The organism is Romboutsia ilealis (assembly GCF_900015215.1).
In the GTDB taxonomy this organism is placed as follows: domain Bacteria; phylum Bacillota; class Clostridia; order Peptostreptococcales; family Peptostreptococcaceae; genus Romboutsia; species Romboutsia ilealis.
Genome location: NZ_LN555523.1, coordinates 424,178 through 441,208 on the forward strand (window position 1 = coordinate 424,178; position 17,031 = coordinate 441,208).

The 17,031-nt window shown below is 26.1% G+C and carries 15 protein-coding genes, 1 tRNA gene, 1 other RNA gene and 1 pseudogene; 11 read left to right on the top strand and 7 right to left on the bottom strand.

The window, feature by feature from the left end:
* The first annotated feature begins 9 nt into the window (after positions 1 to 9).
* On the top strand, positions 10 to 648 hold the full coding sequence (locus CRIB_RS01905; protein WP_180702875.1) for a cyclodeaminase/cyclohydrolase family protein: 639 nt from the start codon (positions 10 to 12) through the stop codon (positions 646 to 648).
* A 35-nt stretch (positions 649 to 683) separates the two neighbouring features.
* On the opposite strand, the gene CRIB_RS01910 is transcribed toward CRIB_RS01905, so the two are convergent.
* On the bottom strand, positions 684 to 1,145 hold the full coding sequence (locus CRIB_RS01910; protein WP_180702876.1) for a hypothetical protein: 462 nt from the start codon (positions 1,143 to 1,145) through the stop codon (positions 684 to 686).
* 233 nt (positions 1,146 to 1,378) lie between these two features.
* On the opposite strand from CRIB_RS01910, the pseudogene CRIB_RS01915 reads away from it, so the two are divergent.
* Together CRIB_RS01915 and ssrS are read left to right on the top strand one after the other, a co-directional pair.
* Positions 1,379 to 2,104: pseudogene (locus tag CRIB_RS01915) on the top strand (hypothetical protein); the annotation flags it as partial.
* Between the two features lie 131 nt (positions 2,105 to 2,235).
* Positions 2,236 to 2,418, top strand: a non-coding RNA gene (gene ssrS / locus CRIB_RS01920) — 6S RNA.
* Between the two features lie 31 nt (positions 2,419 to 2,449).
* On the opposite strand, the gene CRIB_RS01925 is transcribed toward ssrS, so the two are convergent.
* Positions 2,450 to 3,460 carry a hypothetical protein gene (locus tag CRIB_RS01925; protein ID WP_180702877.1) on the bottom strand — a complete coding sequence of 337 codons (1,011 nt, stop codon included), beginning with the start codon at positions 3,458 to 3,460 and terminating at the stop codon, positions 2,450 to 2,452.
* Between the two features lie 178 nt (positions 3,461 to 3,638).
* Here CRIB_RS01925 and CRIB_RS01930 point away from each other — a divergent pair, with 178 nt between their 5' ends.
* Positions 3,639 to 4,853 (top strand): exosporium morphogenetic protein CdeC, encoded by a 1,215-nt coding sequence (locus CRIB_RS01930; RefSeq protein WP_180702878.1) that lies wholly within the window; start codon positions 3,639 to 3,641, stop codon positions 4,851 to 4,853.
* A 46-nt stretch (positions 4,854 to 4,899) separates the two neighbouring features.
* On the opposite strand, the gene CRIB_RS01935 is transcribed toward CRIB_RS01930, so the two are convergent.
* From CRIB_RS01935 to CRIB_RS01945, 3 genes are read right to left on the bottom strand one after another with little or no spacing between them, the layout of a single operon-like run.
* Positions 4,900 to 5,547 carry a hypothetical protein gene (locus tag CRIB_RS01935; protein WP_180702879.1) on the bottom strand — a complete coding sequence of 216 codons (648 nt, stop codon included), beginning with the start codon at positions 5,545 to 5,547 and terminating at the stop codon, positions 4,900 to 4,902.
* Positions 5,544 to 6,881, bottom strand: a complete 1,338-nt coding sequence (locus CRIB_RS01940; protein ID WP_180702880.1) for a polysaccharide biosynthesis protein — start codon at positions 6,879 to 6,881, stop codon at positions 5,544 to 5,546. Before CRIB_RS01940 ends, CRIB_RS01935 begins: the two co-directional genes overlap by 4 nt.
* Before the next feature lie 50 nt (positions 6,882 to 6,931).
* A complete protein-coding gene (locus tag CRIB_RS01945; RefSeq protein ID WP_180702881.1) occupies positions 6,932 to 7,726 on the bottom strand; it encodes a histidinol-phosphatase HisJ family protein in 795 nt (264 codons plus the stop codon).
* Between the two features lie 106 nt (positions 7,727 to 7,832).
* On the opposite strand from CRIB_RS01945, the gene pdxR reads away from it, so the two are divergent.
* Genes pdxR through CRIB_RS01960 form a run of 3 tightly spaced genes read left to right on the top strand, consistent with a single transcriptional unit; the run spans position 7,833 to position 10,927 of the window.
* Positions 7,833 to 9,251, top strand: coding sequence for a MocR-like pyridoxine biosynthesis transcription factor PdxR (pdxR, locus tag CRIB_RS01950; RefSeq protein ID WP_180702882.1), 1,419 nt, complete (start codon positions 7,833 to 7,835; stop codon positions 9,249 to 9,251).
* 49 nt (positions 9,252 to 9,300) lie between these two features.
* Positions 9,301 to 9,510, top strand: a complete 210-nt coding sequence (locus CRIB_RS01955) for a DUF896 domain-containing protein (RefSeq protein ID WP_180702883.1) — start codon at positions 9,301 to 9,303, stop codon at positions 9,508 to 9,510.
* Positions 9,511 to 9,532: 22 nt separating this feature from the next.
* Positions 9,533 to 10,927, top strand: coding sequence for an aminopeptidase (locus tag CRIB_RS01960; protein ID WP_180702884.1), 1,395 nt, complete (start codon positions 9,533 to 9,535; stop codon positions 10,925 to 10,927).
* A gap of 23 nt (positions 10,928 to 10,950) precedes the next feature.
* On the opposite strand, the gene CRIB_RS01965 is transcribed toward CRIB_RS01960, so the two are convergent.
* Entirely contained in the window at positions 10,951 to 11,865 is a 915-nt protein-coding gene (locus tag CRIB_RS01965; protein WP_180702885.1) for a selenium metabolism-associated LysR family transcriptional regulator, read from the bottom strand.
* 198 nt (positions 11,866 to 12,063) lie between these two features.
* Between CRIB_RS01965 and CRIB_RS01970 the strand changes: the two genes are divergently transcribed.
* The 3 genes from CRIB_RS01970 (at position 12,064) to CRIB_RS01980 (ending at position 14,113) form a co-directional block, all read left to right on the top strand.
* Positions 12,064 to 12,801 carry a hypothetical protein gene (locus CRIB_RS01970; protein WP_180702886.1) on the top strand — a complete coding sequence of 246 codons (738 nt, stop codon included), beginning with the start codon at positions 12,064 to 12,066 and terminating at the stop codon, positions 12,799 to 12,801.
* 110 nt (positions 12,802 to 12,911) lie between these two features.
* A complete protein-coding gene (locus CRIB_RS01975) occupies positions 12,912 to 13,094 on the top strand; it encodes a hypothetical protein (RefSeq protein ID WP_180702887.1) in 183 nt (60 codons plus the stop codon).
* A 137-nt stretch (positions 13,095 to 13,231) separates the two neighbouring features.
* Complete coding sequence (locus CRIB_RS01980; RefSeq protein WP_180702888.1) at positions 13,232 to 14,113, top strand: metallophosphoesterase; 882 nt, start codon at positions 13,232 to 13,234, stop codon at positions 14,111 to 14,113.
* A gap of 30 nt (positions 14,114 to 14,143) precedes the next feature.
* Here CRIB_RS01980 and CRIB_RS01985 read toward each other — a convergent pair.
* A tRNA-Leu gene (locus tag CRIB_RS01985) sits at positions 14,144 to 14,229 on the bottom strand.
* 149 nt (positions 14,230 to 14,378) lie between these two features.
* On the opposite strand from CRIB_RS01985, the gene polA reads away from it, so the two are divergent.
* Positions 14,379 to 17,024, top strand: coding sequence for a DNA polymerase I (gene polA / locus CRIB_RS01990; RefSeq protein WP_180702889.1), 2,646 nt, complete (start codon positions 14,379 to 14,381; stop codon positions 17,022 to 17,024).
* Positions 17,025 to 17,031 lie beyond the last annotated feature (7 nt).

Genomic DNA, 17,031 nt, shown 5'->3' on the forward strand with positions numbered 1-17,031 from the left:
GAGGAAAGTATGAAATTAGTAGATATGACTATATGTGAATTCTCTGATGAAGTAGACTCTAAATCTCCAGCTCCAGGAGGAGGATCTGTATCAGCATTAGCTGCAAATATAGGAGTGGGGCTCTCTAGAATGATGGCACATTTAAGTTTTGGAAAGCAAAAGTATGAAAGTCTAGATAAGAGTATCAGAGTTGAGTTTTTAAATAGATTTAATCAACTATCAGATATAAGGCAGGAGTTAGTAGATCTTATAGACAAAGATACAGAATCTTTCAATGAATTTATGAAAGCTATAAAGCTTCCTAAAAATACAAAGGAACAAATAAATTATAGAAATAATGCAATACAAGATGCTACTTTATTTTCTATAGATATTCCATTTAAAACCGCAAAAAAATCTTTAAAAGCATTAAATATAATAGATTATATACTTGAGTATGGAAATCAAAATACTATTACAGATCTGGGTGTAGGTGTACTTATGTTATATACAGGTGTAGAGGGCGCAGTACTAAATGTAAAGGGAAACTTAAAGTTACTAGAAAATCAAGAGTTAAAAGAATATTATAATAAAGAGTGCCAATCTATATTAAATCAAGCTATTTTAATTAAAGATAGTATATTATCAACTATACATAATAAATTGTAATAAAAAAGCTAGAGTCTATACTCTAGCTTTTTTTATTATTCACTTTTAGGAACTCTTTTTACCTTTTTAACAACTTTCTTTGTTTTCTTATGTGTATTTGTTTCGTTGGAATTATCACTAGGTGAAGATTGAACATGTTTTGTTGATTTAGTTTTCTTAACTTTTTTTGTATTAGAAGAAGGTGTATCTGAATCATTTGATGGATTATGCTTTTTAGATTTACCTTTCTTGTTTTCTATTTTATCTTTAACTTCAGCATCATATATTTTATCCATAACAGAGTCTAATTTCTTTCTTTGCTCTTCGTTTAAAAAAGCTTTTAATTTAGAAACTACTTGTTCTTTTCCTTCAAGAGTTTTGCCTATTTTAACAAGTTCATCCATTAGTTCTCCTTCAGACTTGCCTTTATATCCATCTGCTATTTTTTCTATCTTGTCTTTGTCTATATTTTTTTCTTTAGCCATTTTTTCTAGGATTTCTGTATCTACTTTTTTCATAAATTTACCCCTTTCTTATAATATAAATTAAATTCTATTCATATTATTTATATATAGAAATAATTTTGAAGTGGTGAAAGATAATTTAATTAAATAAAATTTCTTATAGATAATGTATATGCACTTAGTTAAAAAAAAAGTAACACTAAGATTAAATAAAACATACTTATATATGAGGGAGAAGATAATTTAAGGGGTGACTATGCTTGAATAATCTACTATTGATAATAGGAATGATTGCACTGAGTAATGGAAATATATCTTTAGGTAATTTACCTTTATTTGATAATAAAAACAATCCTAAAGGAGAAAATAGCGATAATAAACGGACTAGAGAAAAAAAAATAAGAGATAACCCAAGAAAAAGAATTAAGAAAAAAATTTCAACTAATAATAGAAGTGAGTTGTTTAAATTTAATATGAATGATATAAATAGGGGTATGAAAATGATGGATTTAAGCGATGAAGATTTAGAACGTGGCATGGAAATCATAACAAGGACTAAAAAGTATATGTCACCAGATGAAAGAAAAATATTAATAAAAATTGAAAGTTTATTAGATTTAGTAAAAGGGATAAAAAAACTTAGTAACATTGAATTTGACGATTATGAAGAAACAAACTTTTTTAGGAGTATGGATGAAGAAGATAAAAAAAATATGATGATAAAAGAAATTTTAGAAGTATTTCCAGAAAAGAGAAAAGATTCTCTTGATAAAGCTATAGATATGAAAAAGAAAATAGATTTATTTGCAGAATTATTCTTACCTGATGATTTTGGAGAAGGTGGATTTAGTTTAAGTTCACTAGTTAATATAAATAATTTAGGAAGTATGAATAATCTTAAATTATTAGGTAGTCTTTTGAGAAGTGATGATGATAAAACATATGAAGAATATGATTGTGATGACGAAGAGTATGACGATGATGATTATGAAGATGAATACGAAGACGATGATGAATAAAATGACATCTATAGTAAATACATAAGTAAAAAGGGAGAAAAAAATGGGAAAATATAATAAAATTGCATTAATTGTCATACGAAACTACTTTAAAAATATTGTTTTTTATTATATAATAAGAATATAAAATCCTGAAGCATTCGATACGGCTTATTTAAATTCAACCGACAAATGTTGAACGGGAGACCGTGTCTACTAAAATATAACATGCCTGTATTTATATAGGAAGTTAAAAGTTAGTAGTAGGTCACCCACCTGGGAGTATCTCGGGTATGAATTTATTGGGCCAACGGTGTTTTGGGATTTTTTTAGTGTTGCGAATATTGCAACACTAAATATTTAAAAACCTATAATAGCTATATCATCATTAACAGTAAAAATGGATGTTAAATTATATGATAAGTCGCCAGAGTAGTTCGATAAAAAATTAGATCTACAAAAATCTTCATCTATACTAGTATCATCTATTTCATGTTCACTCCATGTTTTTCCTAAATCATTTGATATAGAAGTATATAATTTATTATAATTTACCCACATTAAATAAATAGTTGATTTTTGCTTAACTAGACTAGGATATATACAAGTTGATGGTCCAGATACATAAATAGATCTACCTATATCTAACTTATTTTCATTTAAGTAGCCATTCATATACTTTACAGCATATCCATTATCTATGCACTCACAGAATGTTAAATGATAAAAGTTCATACTGTCTTTTAAAACAGATAAATATAATTTGTTTTTATTAGAGTTAGTAATTTGACAAGGATTGGTCCATGATAAAGTGCTAGAATTAAATCTAGAGAAAAATACTTCTTCGCATCCATTTACAAGATTGAAATAAAATACTACAGGAGAGTTTTGAATCCATAAAACTGTAAAATTATCTAATACTATATGATTGATAAAATCAATTTTATTTTCTATCCAAATGCCATTATTATAATAGTGGTGGAATAAAGCACAAGTGTTTGTTGAATTATTATTATAAACATAGTAAAAAATGTGTATAGAATTATTTACTACATTTATATGAGGAAATATAATATCAAATTTTTTAGAGTTATAAGTTAGAATATCTTTTTTAGAAATAATAGAAGAATCTTTAGGAATATGCATCATTTTTAGACCATTATCTTTATATATACCATATATATCATTATTATCTAAACAAAAGGAGCAATTTGTAAAGTCCAATCCCTTTAGTTTATCAAAGATGTCACTTGAAATTAAATTGTTATCTTTATCATAATGATCAATTTTTATATTATCGTTTACATAGAATTTGAAAATTTCTTTATTAGATCTCCTTACAATTGTAGAACACTTATTAATGAAACTCATAAAAATCCTCCTTATAAAAGTTTTTATAATAAATATATATTGGATATAAAAATTTTTATTCTAGTTATATCGGTAGACTACTTGTTTAAGTAACAAATATCAATTTATATGCATATTATTAAGTAAGCAACAAAAGCTGCTTGGTTTTAGAATTCATTTAAGGGGAGGACAATGAAAAATGCAAGACCTTAAAAAAAATAAAAGAAAAATGAATCAATCAATGTTACAACATGAAGCTAAAGAAGACTTAAATGAAGAGTTACAAGGAGATATAGCTAGATCTTGTAAACAAAAAGGATGTGACTGTAATAAACATAACGAGGAGCATGAATTTGAATGCGATTGTGTATGTAAGCCAAAACATAATCATAAACATGATGAAGAGTGTAAACCTTGTGAAGTAGAATCTGATGAGTGTGTAGATAATGTATGTGGTGAAGAATGCTGTACACCTTTAGCATCACATAAATTCTCAACAGCAAATAGTGTACCACTTGCTATAGAAACAAATAGAATATTTGATAGTATAAAATTTCAAGTATTTACAGATGCAGATGCTCCTAATGGAGAAGATTTATTCTTTGAATATGAAGTTGTATCAGTTAATGGTCCTATTCCAAGATCAGGAGTTGTAAATGTAAATATAGATAAAGTATGTATGAACTATACAGATGTAATAATACAACCTGGATGTACAACTTTAGAAGATCATATAGTAAGAGCTATAAAAGAAGCTGAAAAAGAGCCTTGCGAGCAAGAAAATCTTTGTCCAGAATTTGGAGATATAGATGGAGAATTCTGCAAAACTTCTTTTGAATATAATGTTTGTGGAAACCAAAACAGAGAATGTTCTTCTAAAGGAAAAGGTGAAAGAGCAGCATATAAAGAAAAAGGATTAAAGGTTATAGTTAAAAACTTAGTATTAGAATTAAGAGGTAAATGTGGATGTACAGATGTTACAGTACTTGCATATCCAGCAAGAAGAACAGGTAATGGTGATTTAGAGTTAGTTAATAAAGTAGTATTTAATTTTAATACTTTGACAGCTCCTATGTGTGTACCAGCAAATGGAACATCATTTACACTAAGACAAAATTTCCAAACTGCCTTAACTGTTGATTGCATAGGAAAAACATTATTAAAATTAGTAGATGAAAATTGTTGTGAATGCTACTATGATTTCTGCATACCAAATGGAATAGACTTAATACTTTGCTTAGAAGAAACAGTTAGTATTTTAGTAAGTGAACAAATAGTAGTATTAGCATATCCAAATGCAGTAGAACCAAGAATAGTAGATACTTTTGCTAAAGTTTGTGATTTTACAAATAATACAGGAAATAACGACAACGATAATCATGGAAAGAAAAAAGGATGCAATTGCATGAGATAAATATATAGATAAAAGAGGCTATTTTATATAGCCTCTTTTTGATTGATTATAATTTATATTTTATACTATAGCAGTATTCAAATATATCGCTTTTTATATTAGATGAAGTATTTTTTTCATTTAGAGATATTTGATTACTACGAAGTAATGGAGTACTTGTTATCCATTTTCTAGATATACTATTAAATATTATAACATTATCGCATATATCTCTAGATAAAACATCTAGAGTTTTATATTGAAATATTATGTTTGATAATTCATCTATATTTAATTTATATATAGATGAGCTATCTTTAAAAACTTTATCAATTGTATGTCTAAACATATTATAATTTGAGATATTAAAATTTAGGTGTGAGATTTTAAATAAGTTATCATCTAAAGGATATTTCTCAACTACAAAAATATTAAAATAATCATTTAATATATAAAGTCTCATATCTTTAATATTTCTAGCACTATTAAAGCACTTACGTATTATATTTTTTTTCCATACACCATCATTATTGAAAAAATGAATAACTCTACCAATACTATCAATAGCTAATATATGAATATTGTTATCTTTATCGATATTAGCTGAGTAAGCATAAATATTATTAGCTAATCTTTCTGCACTTTCGTTTATATTTTTTATATATAGGAAATTTCTATCTGTGTATATATAAAAAGGTTTAATATTAGTACTCATTTTAACCTCCTAATATTTGAGAATTTAAAAGCTCTATAAAGAACTATAGTATGTAATAAAGATGCTAACATTGCTGTTAATGTTGTAGAATAGACGTATCCATTTATATTTATGCTTGGTATAGGAAGCAGTATATATAGGCAAGCTAATTGGATTAACATAGTAGATATTGTAATTATGCTCGCTTGAACTTCCTTTCTAAGTGCATGAAGTATTCCAGATAAAGTTTGATTTAAAGAAGTAAATAAAGGTAATAAAAACATGGATTTTAAATATATACCAGCTGATTTATTCTTAAATACTAATAAACATAATTTATCTCCGAAGAAATAAAACATAATGGAACATAATCCGCCAACAAACAAAGTTAACAATATGGAATAAGCTATTTTTAACTTTATAGTTTTATAATTTTTTAAAGTAACTTCTTGTGAAATACTAGGAATTAGATTAACAACTAAAGCTGAGCCTAGCGTAAATGGTAGAGATACAAAAGGGATAACCATTCCACTTATTACTCCGTATATACTTAAAGATTGATAATAACTAAGTCCAGATAATGCTAATCTTGATGGTACTATAATAGAGCTGATAGAATTTATTAATATGTTGGACATACGATTACAAGTTATTGGAACTGACATTTTTAATGTTTCTATAGATGAGTTATAGAAATCTTTAATACTTATTGTATATTTATTAGATAGATTTGAATTTTTATATAGACAACAAGTTATAAATAATATGTTAGCAACTTCGCCTATGGATATTCCTAATAAAGCTATATAGCAATTCAAGTAATCCTTCTTTATATGATTAATAAGAATATATACAAATAAGATTCTAAATACTTGTTCTATAACTTGACCTATAGCAGGAACTGTAGCATCTTTTAAACCATAGTAATATCCCCTTAGTATATTAGATATGGTTATTACTACTACAGCTGGACATATTCCCAAAACTAGTAAATACAAATTACTATCATTTAAAAGTCGAAAAGATAAATACTTAGCATTAAAAGATATAATTAAAGAAATAAATAAAGCGATAAAAAATGCTACGTATAATGTTGATATAAATAATACATTTTTACTATGTTTATCTTTAGTAGCATTTTTGTTAGCTACAAGACAACTTAATGTAGTAGGAATACCCGTGGTAGTTAAAGCAATTGATACCATTAAAAAGTTGAATAATACATGATAAATACCTAATCCAGATTCACCAATCACTCTAGATAGAAATATTTTATATATAAATCCAAGAATCCTGACTATGAAGTTAGATACAAATAATATACTGGTAGATAATATGAGATTAGGAACTCTCAATAAATCACCCCCTCATGTTTAAATATATTCATAAGGGGGTGAAAAAATAATTATATCTTTATAAATTGTGGATTCATTTTATCAAATGAACATACATATTTAAATCCAATACTTTTTAGATAAGAATAAATATAATCAAAATTATATGCTATTTGAGCAGGATTATGAGAATCAGATCCAGTAGTTATAATTTCACCACCTAATTCTTTATACATATTTAATATATGTCTAGAAGGTGTTAAATCAGGTAAATTGTATCGATAGCAAGATGTATTAATTTCTATTCCTTTACCATCATATATAGCTTGTTTCAATATTGATTCGATTATATCATTAAATGGTTTATCATCAAGTATTTTGCTATAGTTGCCATATCTTTTTACTAAGTCTAAATGTCCTAATACCGAATAATTTTTATAAACCTTTATAATATCATATAATTCTTTATAATAATATTCATAGGCTTCATGCTGACTCTTATCTAAAAAGAAATCTCCAAAGTATAACTCTGAACGATTTATAGCATGTTGAGAACATATTACAAAATCAAAAGGATATTTATTTATATCATTATTGCATTTATCAATTATTTGTTTTTGTAATCCTATCTCAATTCCTTTCTTTATAGAAATATTATTTTTATATTTATTTTGAAGAAATTGTATTTTATCGAAGTATTTATTATAATCTATGCCCCCGTCATTATCTGAGTCAAGATCGTAGTCAACATGATCAGTAAAGCAAATTTCTTTAAGACCAAGTTCTATAGATTTTTTTATCATATCTTCCATATCCGCTTTGCTATCATTAGAAAAGTTAGAATGCATGTGGTAGTCATAAAACATAAATATTTCCCCTTTTTATAGAAATTTTGGTATTATATATACATACTATATTAACAAATATAAATATAGCCATCAATAAATTAATGTATACGTAAGTGGTGATAAGATGGAAAGATATAATATAAAGTTTAATGATAAAACTAAAAAATATCTACAAATATATAATCATATAAAAGATATGATATTAAAAAAAGAACTTAAAGATCATGAAAAACTAAAACCGATAAGAAAGTTATCTAAATTTATTGGAGTAAACAATACCACTGTAGTAAAGGCATATGAACTTTTAGAAAATGAAGGATATATATATAAGGTTATTGGTAGTGGAACATTTGTATCATCAAAGAATAGAAATGAGGATATTAAAATTAAAAAAGATGGAATAATACATTTTGATAATGGAAATCCATCAACTGATATTTTTCCAATAGAGGATTTTAAAAAAGCTATAAACATAGCCTTAAATAAAGAAGGCTCATCGATGTTTGAATATGATGATGGTCTTGGGTTTGAAAAATTAAGAGTTAAGATGGTTGAATATCTAAAGTCTCTCTATATATATACTAATAAAGAAAATATACAAATAATATCAGGAGCACAACAAGGTATTGATATAGTATGCAAAGGACTTATAAATTACTCTGATGTTGTGTTTATAGAAGAACCTACATATAATGGAGCGATACAAGTTTTTAAGAGTAGAGGAGCTAAAGTAGTATCTATTCCTATGCTAAATGATGGGATAGATATCGGAATACTTAAGTTAAAACTTGAGAAAATAAAGCCAAGATTAATGTATATTATGCCTAATTTCCAAAATCCAACAGGGATATCGTACTCTACATATAAAAAGAAAAAAATGATAGAATTAGCACAAAAATATGATTTTTATATATTAGAAGATGATTTTATAAGTGATTTTAAATTTGAATCTAAAGATAATAGACCTCTTAGAAGTTATGATGATAAAAATAGAGTAATATATATAAAAAGTTTTTCTAAAATATTTATGCCAGGAATCAGGATGGGTATAGTTGAAATACCTAATGAACTGTTAAATACTATTTTATGGGCAAAATATTCATCGGATATATCTACCCCAGGCTTAATACAAAAGTCTATGTATTATTATTTAGAAAACTTTAGTTTAGAAACATATTTAAAAGGTGTAGAAGAAGTATATACGAGAAAATACTTATTTGCAAAAGAATTAATAAATAATAAGCTATGTAATAAGTTAAAAATGAAATCTCTAGACGGAGGCATGAATTTTTTTCTGGAATTACCAAGAGGATATTCTTCTCGTGAATTTACTAGGTATATGTTAAATAAAGGTGTGGCCATATTGCCAGGAACTTATTTTTTTGATAATTTGATAGATGATAGGTTTTTTAGAATAAATATAGCCAACCCAAGTATACAAGAAATAGAAAAGGGAATATCTATAATAAGTGATAATATAGATGATTTTCTAAAAAATTATAAATATAAACTAAATGACAAAAGTGATATATTATTTTACTAAATAACTAAAGAAAGGAGAATACTCAAAGTAGTTTGAGTATAATTAAAACATGTTTGATCAAAATAAATTAGATAGAATAAACGAATTAGCAAAGAAAAATAAATTAGAGGGATTAAGTACTGAAGAACTAGCAGAAAGAGAAGTTTTAAGAAAAGAGTACTTAGATCATTTTAGATCTCATTTTAAATCAAGATTAGAGAATATTAAAGTAGTTTCTCCAGAGGAATATGAACAAGAAATGAAGAATAAAAAGAATTAAACATAAAATCAGGAGGGGTAGTATGAAGTTAAAGTACGAAGCAAAAAATGCTTGGGAATTCGAAAGAGAAAATAATAGACTAGATGATGTAATGGACTACTCAAAAGGATATATGCAATTCTTAAATGTTGGAAAAACAGAGAGAACATCAGCTAGAGAAATTGTAAGAATGGCTAAAGAAAATGGATATATATCAATAGATGAAGCTATTAATAATGGGAAGATAAGCCCAGGAGATAAAATCTATGCAGTTAATAAAGATAAAGCAGTTGCTTTATTTATAATAGGTAAAAATAAATTAGAAAATGGTATGAAAATAATAGGAGGACATATAGATTCTCCAAGAATAGATTTAAAACCACATCCATTATATCAAGAATCAAATTTAGGATTTTTTAAGACACATTACTATGGTGGAATAAAAAAATATCAATGGTCTACAATACCACTTGCTATACATGGTTTAGTAATATTAAATGATGGCCAAAAAGTAGACATTTGTATTGGAGAAGATGAAACTGATCCAGTATTTTGTATAACTGATTTATTACCACATTTAGCACAAAATCAAATGCAAAAGAAGCTTGCAGATGGTATAACAGGAGAGCAACTTAATCTACTAATTGGTAGTATACCATTAGAAGGTTCAGAAAAAGAAGCTATAGAGGAAAATATATTAAAAATACTAAATAGTAAATATGGAATTATAGAAGAAGATTTATTAAGCGCTGAGATAGAAATAGTACCAGCTGGAAAGGCCCGTGATTTAGGCCTTGATAGATCTATGATATTAGCTTATGGACATGATGATAGAGTTTGCTCATATGGTGCAGTAAAGGCTTTAATGGATACTAAAGATCCTGAATATTGTGCAGTTGCTTTATGTGTAGATAAAGAAGAAGTTGGATCTCAAGGAAATACAGGAATGCATTCAAGATTTTTTGAAAATACAGTAGCTGAACTTATAGAACTAGAAGGAGAGCATTCAGAGTTAAAGGTAAGAAGAGCTATGGCAAATTCGAAAGTATTATCTGCCGATGTTTCAGCTGGATATGATCCAAATTATCCTGAAGTATATGACAAAAGAAATTCTGCGTATATGGGACATGGATTAGTTTTAAGTAAGTATACAGGTTCTAGAGGTAAAGGTGGTTGTAATGATGCTAATGCTGAATTTATGGCTGAAGTAAGAAGAATATTTAATCAAGATAATGTAGTATGGCAAACTGCTGAACTTGGAAAGGTTGACCAAGGTGGTGGTGGAACAATAGCATATATACTAGCAAACTACGGTGCAGAAGTTATAGACTGTGGGATAGGAGTATTAAATATGCATTCACCTTATGAAGTAGTTTCAAAGGTAGATATGTATGAAATGTATAAAGGATATAAAGCATTTTTCAATATAAATCTATAATATAGAAAGAGAAATAGACTTTTTTAGTCTATTTCTTTTTCTATATCAAAATATTCACACAAGCTATTTAAGAATTTATTTTCTAGAGGGCTGAATGCTTTTTTCTTAGAATAAATAAAATAAAATTTTCTAGAAAAATCAATACTTTTTACTCTATAAAATTTTATTTTATTACTTTTTATATAGTCTTTTGCTGAATTGTATGAAACAAAAGAAACACCAAGTCCTATTTTAACCATCTCTTTTATGGTTTCATTAGATTCAACGTATGCAAGTATATCTAAATTATTAATATTAAATTTATGTTCTTTCAGTATATTAATAGTTAAATTTCTAGTTCCTGATCCTTCTTTTCTCATTATAAAATTAAGTTTATTTAGTTCATTTATATCTATATATCCATTATCATTATCTATATTTAAATCAATAGGTGCTATAAGAATTAATTCGTCACTTATTAAGTCTATAGATTTTATTTTAGGATTAGAAGTTTTATAACCTACAAATCCAAAGCTTATTCTTCCATTTAAAATTTCAGATATGGCATATTGAGAATCATAATGACTTATACTAAATTTTACATTTGGATATTGATTATGAAATGATTTAATAAAATTTGGAAGAATATAAGTTTCAGGTATCGAGCTAGATGCAATATCAATTAAACCTTCTATTTTACCAGAATGTTCTTTTATATCATATATAGCTTTTTTACAATTATTTAATATAGAAATTGCATTTTCTAAGAGTATTTCTCCGGACTTAGTTAATGTTATACATTTATTATTTCTATTAAATAAAATTGCATCTAATTCTTTTTCTAAATTTTGTATATGTGAACTTACTGTAGGTTGTGTTAAAAATAGTTCTCGAGCAGCCTTTGAAAAACTTTTGTACTTAGCGACAGTTACGAAGGCTTCAAGTTGTTTAACGTCCATTAGCAATCCTCCTTTAAATTATTTGTAGATATCATTAAATTTATAATCTGAGTTAATATTACATCTTATTTACAAAAACATTACAAATTGTGCTTATATATTTATAAAATTTCCATAGATAGTATATAATCTATTATATAGTAATAAATTAAATTAAAGGTAAATTAAATTTTTAAATAATTAATAAGGGGGGATACTATGAACATAAGAAAAGTATTAACAATTAGCCTTATTTCATTTGCCTTTTTTGTTACTGGATGTAGTAGTAAAGATATAGGTTCTGTACAATCAATAGCAGATGAAGCTACTCATCAAAGAACTATGACTAAGGTACAAAATAATGTAAGTGAAATAATTGGGAAAGATTATAAATATGTATTAGAGAATATGGGGCGTCCATACTGTACGACTTATTATATTGATATAGATAAAGTGAAAAATATAAGTAATATAGAAGAACTTAATAGCATAGAAAATATTAGACTGATATATCCAAAAGAAACTAATGTGGACGAGTCAGAAAACAGTGCTTTATATATGCAACTTGATAATTATATAGTAAAGGAAGTTCAAACTTATGAGCTTTTATCTAAAGATGAAAAAGAAGATATTAAATCAAGCGTAGATATAATAGTAGATAGATATAGTGAAGAACCTAGTTTTTCATCAGATAAATTTGAAAATATAAATTTGGATAAATATGTAGGAGAAGATATAGAATTATTTTTAAAAGATATAGGATATATTACATCAAATTTTGAGATTTATGATAATAAAAGAGAAAAAAATATAAAAGTATATTTATTAAATCAAATAAACTCTTTAAATAATAAAATTATGTTAGTATATAACAACTCTGATAAGATAGAAGATATTAAAATCGTGAAAATTAGTGAAGGTTTAGATTTAATAAATGATTTTTCGTTTTTTAAATAATCTGAAAGTAGTTTATTAATAGAAAATAATGTAATTGTTAAAAAAGAATATGAATCAAAACTTTGGATAAATTAATCTTAATAAAGATTTAGAGGAGGATTAATTTTATCATGGATAATAATAAAAATAGACTTAAAGATAGACCTAAATCAAAATCAGAGATGAGAAAAATGTACTTTGAACATGGTTCTGAATTAGGTATAGAAAATGGATTACACATAGGAGCTAAAGATAGTGGGTCCAATAAAACAAAAACACAAAAGTTTTATCATAAAGTAAAAAAAGATGATTAATAGTAAAAAAGAGATTATACTATTTTAAGTATAGTCTCTTTTTAATTATAATATTAATAGATTTCAAGAAATTGATATAATTATAAATAATTAGTTTTATATTAGTTAAATATGATGATTAAAAGGTAGGTAGTATAATGTTTAAAGAAGTACTTATAAGTGGAGCTATTATATTACTTAGTGGATATAGATATTATATTCATAAATTAGAAGATATAGAGTGTGTAAGCTATGAAGTAAAAAATAGCAAAATACCAAAAGTATTTGATAATTTTAAAATAGTTCAAATAAGTGATTTACACAATAGAAGTTTTGGAGTAGACAATAATATTTTATTAGAAAAAATAGATACATTAAATCCAGATATAGTATGTATAACTGGAGATTTGATTGATGGTGCAAATGAGGATTTTAGTATCGCACTAAATTTAATAGATGTTTTAAGTAGAAAATATCCAGTATATCATATAATTGGGAATCATGAACAGAAAGTAATGATGAATAAATATAAAGAATTATATAAGGAGTATTTTAAACAACTATATAATAAAAATATTATCAACCTAGAGAATGAAATAGTTAAAATAGAAAGAGGTAGTACATGTATAAACATATATGGCTTAGTGATTCCATATATGTACTATCCATATTTATTTAATAGAAATTACAAAAATAAGAACTTGGATTTTAATAAATATGATGTAGAAAAAAGATTAGGAAAAATAGATAATAAAGAATATAATATATTATTAGTACATACACCATTTTTCTTTGAAGGATATTCAAAGTGGGGAGCTGACTTAGTATTAGCTGGACATGTGCATGGAGGTATAATTAGGATTCCAATCAAAGGAGGTTTACTTTCTCCAAATAGAGAGTTCTTTCCTAAGTATGATTTAGGAGAATATAGCATAGATAAATCTACCATGATATTAAGCAAGGGGTTAGGTGGATCAAAGGTATTACCTAGAGTGAATTGTAAACCAGAAATAGTTGAAATAACTTTAAAATGCAAATAAACACTATCTATAAATAGATAGTGCTTATAGTGGTGCCGGATGTGGGACTCGAACCCACACTCTATAACTAGAAACGGATTTTGAGTCCGTCGTGTCTGCCATTCCACCAATCCGGCATATTCTATATAAATATTATAACACTATGATAAAATACTAGCAATATATATTGGTATTAATATTCATAATATGTTATGGTAATATTAAATAATATATATTGGTATATAATAGCTATAATTAAATTATATAAACAATAGGAGTGATAAATTTGGATAAAACGTTAGTTATAATAGATGGAAATTCGATAATAAATAGAGCATTTTATGCTTTACCAGAAATGAGTAATAAAGAAGGATTAAAAACTAATGCAATATATGGTTTTACTAATATGCTTCTTAAAATAATAGATACATATAATCCTACACACATAAGTGTTGCTTTTGATAGAAAAGCGCCCACATTTAGGCATATAGAATTTAAGGAATATAAAGCAGGAAGAAAGAAAATGCCTGATGAATTAAGAGAGCAGTTTGAACCGTTAAAAAATCTATTAGATAAGTTTAATATACATAGGTTGGAAATTGATGGATACGAAGCAGATGATATAATAGGTACAGTTTCTAAAATAGCAGAAGATAATGGATTTAAAGTATATATAGTTACAGGAGATAAAGATGCTATACAACTTGCATCCAATAAAACAACAACTTTAATAACTAAAAAGGGAGTAGGGGAAGTTGAAGAATATGATTATGATTCAGTTATTGAAAAATATGAAATGACGCCGACTCAGTTTATAGATTTAAAAGGTCTTATGGGAGACAAATCAGATAATATACCAGGTGTTCCAGGAATAGGAGAAAAAACAGGTATAAAGCTTATAAAAGAGTTTTCTAGTATAGAAGGTATATTTGATAATATAGAAAGTATAAAAGGAAGTACAAAAAAGAAGCTAGAAGAAAATAAAGAACTAGCAATAATGAGTAAAAAATTAGCTACTATTATAAGAAATGTTCCTGTAGAATTTAAGCTAGAAGAGTTAGAGTATGGAAATTATAATACAGATGATGTTTTAGAGATATTTAAATATTTAGGATTTACAAGTTTAATTCCAAGGCTGGGAAATTTAGATGAGAACAGAGAATCAGTTAATGAAGTTAATTTAGAAGTATCAAAGCTAGAGGATATAGATGAATTTATAAATAAGATAAAAGAAAATAATGAATTAATAATAAAGACAGTAACAAGAGAAGGTAACATATTAGATAAAAGGATAATGTATATATTTTTAAGTTTTGATGGTAAAAAAGTATATTATATAGAAGAAAATGATATACATAAGCTAGAATCAATATTTACAAGTAATGAAATAAAGAAATTAGGATATAATCTAAAAGATGACTATATAGCGTTTAGACCATATGGAATAAAATTAGAAAATATATATTTTGATATAACAATTGCGGAGTATTTAATTGATTCAATGTCATCTACATCATATGAATGTAGTGCAATAGCTATGAAATACTTAACTAAAAAGGTAAAAACAAAGGAAGAATTATTAGGTAAAGGTGTAAAAGCTAAAAAATATCAGGATTTAGATTTTGAAGAACTAAGTATACATATATCGCAGATAATTGATACTGTAAAAAATGTTATGCCAGTAATGGAAGAAAACTTAAAAGAAAGTGATATGGATGGATTACTGTATCATGTAGAAATGCCTTTAGTTGAAGTATTAGCAGATATGGAGTATGAAGGAATGAAGGTAGATAAAGAAAAACTAAATGAATTAGGTTTACAATTTAAAGAAATAATAAAAAAACTTGAAAGTGAAATATATGAAATATCTGGAGAAGAATTTAATATAAACTCTCCTAAACAGTTAGGAGTAATATTATTCGAAAAATTAGGTCTTCCAGTAATTAAGAAGACTAAGACAGGGTACTCAACTAATGCAGAAGTATTGGACAAACTAAAAGACCAAAGTCCTATAATTGATAAAATTACAGAGTATAGACAAATAGTAAAACTAAATTCAACTTATGTAGAAGGATTATTATCTATAATAAATCCTATAGATGGAAGAATACATTCATCATTTAATCAAACGATAACGACAACAGGACGAATTTCTTCAACGGAACCTAATCTACAAAATATACCTGTTAAGCTTGAGATGGGAAGAAATATAAGAAAAGTATTTATATCAGATAAAGGATGTAAACTTGTAGATGCTGATTATTCTCAAGTGGAACTTAGAGTACTTGCTCATATGAGTCAAGATGAGACTATGATAGATGCATTTAAGCATAATGAAGATATACATACTAAAACAGCATCTCAGGTATTTAATGTTAGTATGGATGAGGTAACTAGTAAGCAAAGAAGTGATGCAAAGGCCGTGAACTTTGGAATCGTTTATGGAAAAAGTGATTTTGGATTATCAGAAGACTTACATATACCAGTAAAGCAAGCAAAAGAGTATATAGAAAATTACTTTAATAAATACAATAAGATAAAGGAATTTATGGATAATATTATAGATAATGCTAGTGATAGTGGATATGTTACAACAATATTGAATAGAAGAAGATATATACCAGAGATAAAATCTAGTAATTTTATGTTAAGAAATGCAGGAAAAAGAGCGGCGATGAATGCACCTATACAAGGGAGTGCAGCTGATATAATAAAGATAGCTATGATAAATGTATACAAAAAATTAGAGAAAAATAATTTAAAATCGAAGCTTATACTTCAAGTTCATGACGAACTTATAGTAGAAGCTATAGATAGCGAAATAGAAATAGTTAAAAAAATAGTTAAAGATGAAATGGAAAACGCAGTATGTTTAGATGTAAACTTAGATGTAGATTTAAATATAGGCGATTCTTGGTATGATACAAAGTAGGTGTTTT

Bases quoted from the DNA above. Each gene is read 5' to 3' on its own strand.
- CRIB_RS01905 (WP_180702875.1), top strand. From the start codon at position 10: ATGAAATTAGTAGATATGACTATATGTGAATTCTCTGATGAAGTAGAC.
- CRIB_RS01910 (WP_180702876.1), bottom strand. From the start codon at position 1,145: ATGAAAAAAGTAGATACAGAAATCCTAGAAAAAATGGCTAAAGAAAAA.
- CRIB_RS01925 (WP_180702877.1), bottom strand. From the start codon at position 3,460: ATGAGTTTCATTAATAAGTGTTCTACAATTGTAAGGAGATCTAATAAA.
- CRIB_RS01930 (WP_180702878.1), top strand. From the start codon at position 3,639: ATGCAAGACCTTAAAAAAAATAAAAGAAAAATGAATCAATCAATGTTA.
- CRIB_RS01935 (WP_180702879.1), bottom strand. From the start codon at position 5,547: ATGAGTACTAATATTAAACCTTTTTATATATACACAGATAGAAATTTC.
- CRIB_RS01945 (WP_180702881.1), bottom strand. From the start codon at position 7,726: ATGTTTTATGACTACCACATGCATTCTAACTTTTCTAATGATAGCAAA.
- pdxR (WP_180702882.1), top strand. From the start codon at position 7,833: ATGGAAAGATATAATATAAAGTTTAATGATAAAACTAAAAAATATCTA.
- CRIB_RS01955 (WP_180702883.1), top strand. From the start codon at position 9,301: ATGTTTGATCAAAATAAATTAGATAGAATAAACGAATTAGCAAAGAAA.
- CRIB_RS01960 (WP_180702884.1), top strand. From the start codon at position 9,533: ATGAAGTTAAAGTACGAAGCAAAAAATGCTTGGGAATTCGAAAGAGAA.
- CRIB_RS01965 (WP_180702885.1), bottom strand. From the start codon at position 11,865: ATGGACGTTAAACAACTTGAAGCCTTCGTAACTGTCGCTAAGTACAAA.
- CRIB_RS01970 (WP_180702886.1), top strand. From the start codon at position 12,064: ATGAACATAAGAAAAGTATTAACAATTAGCCTTATTTCATTTGCCTTT.
- CRIB_RS01975 (WP_180702887.1), top strand. From the start codon at position 12,912: ATGGATAATAATAAAAATAGACTTAAAGATAGACCTAAATCAAAATCA.
- CRIB_RS01980 (WP_180702888.1), top strand. From the start codon at position 13,232: ATGTTTAAAGAAGTACTTATAAGTGGAGCTATTATATTACTTAGTGGA.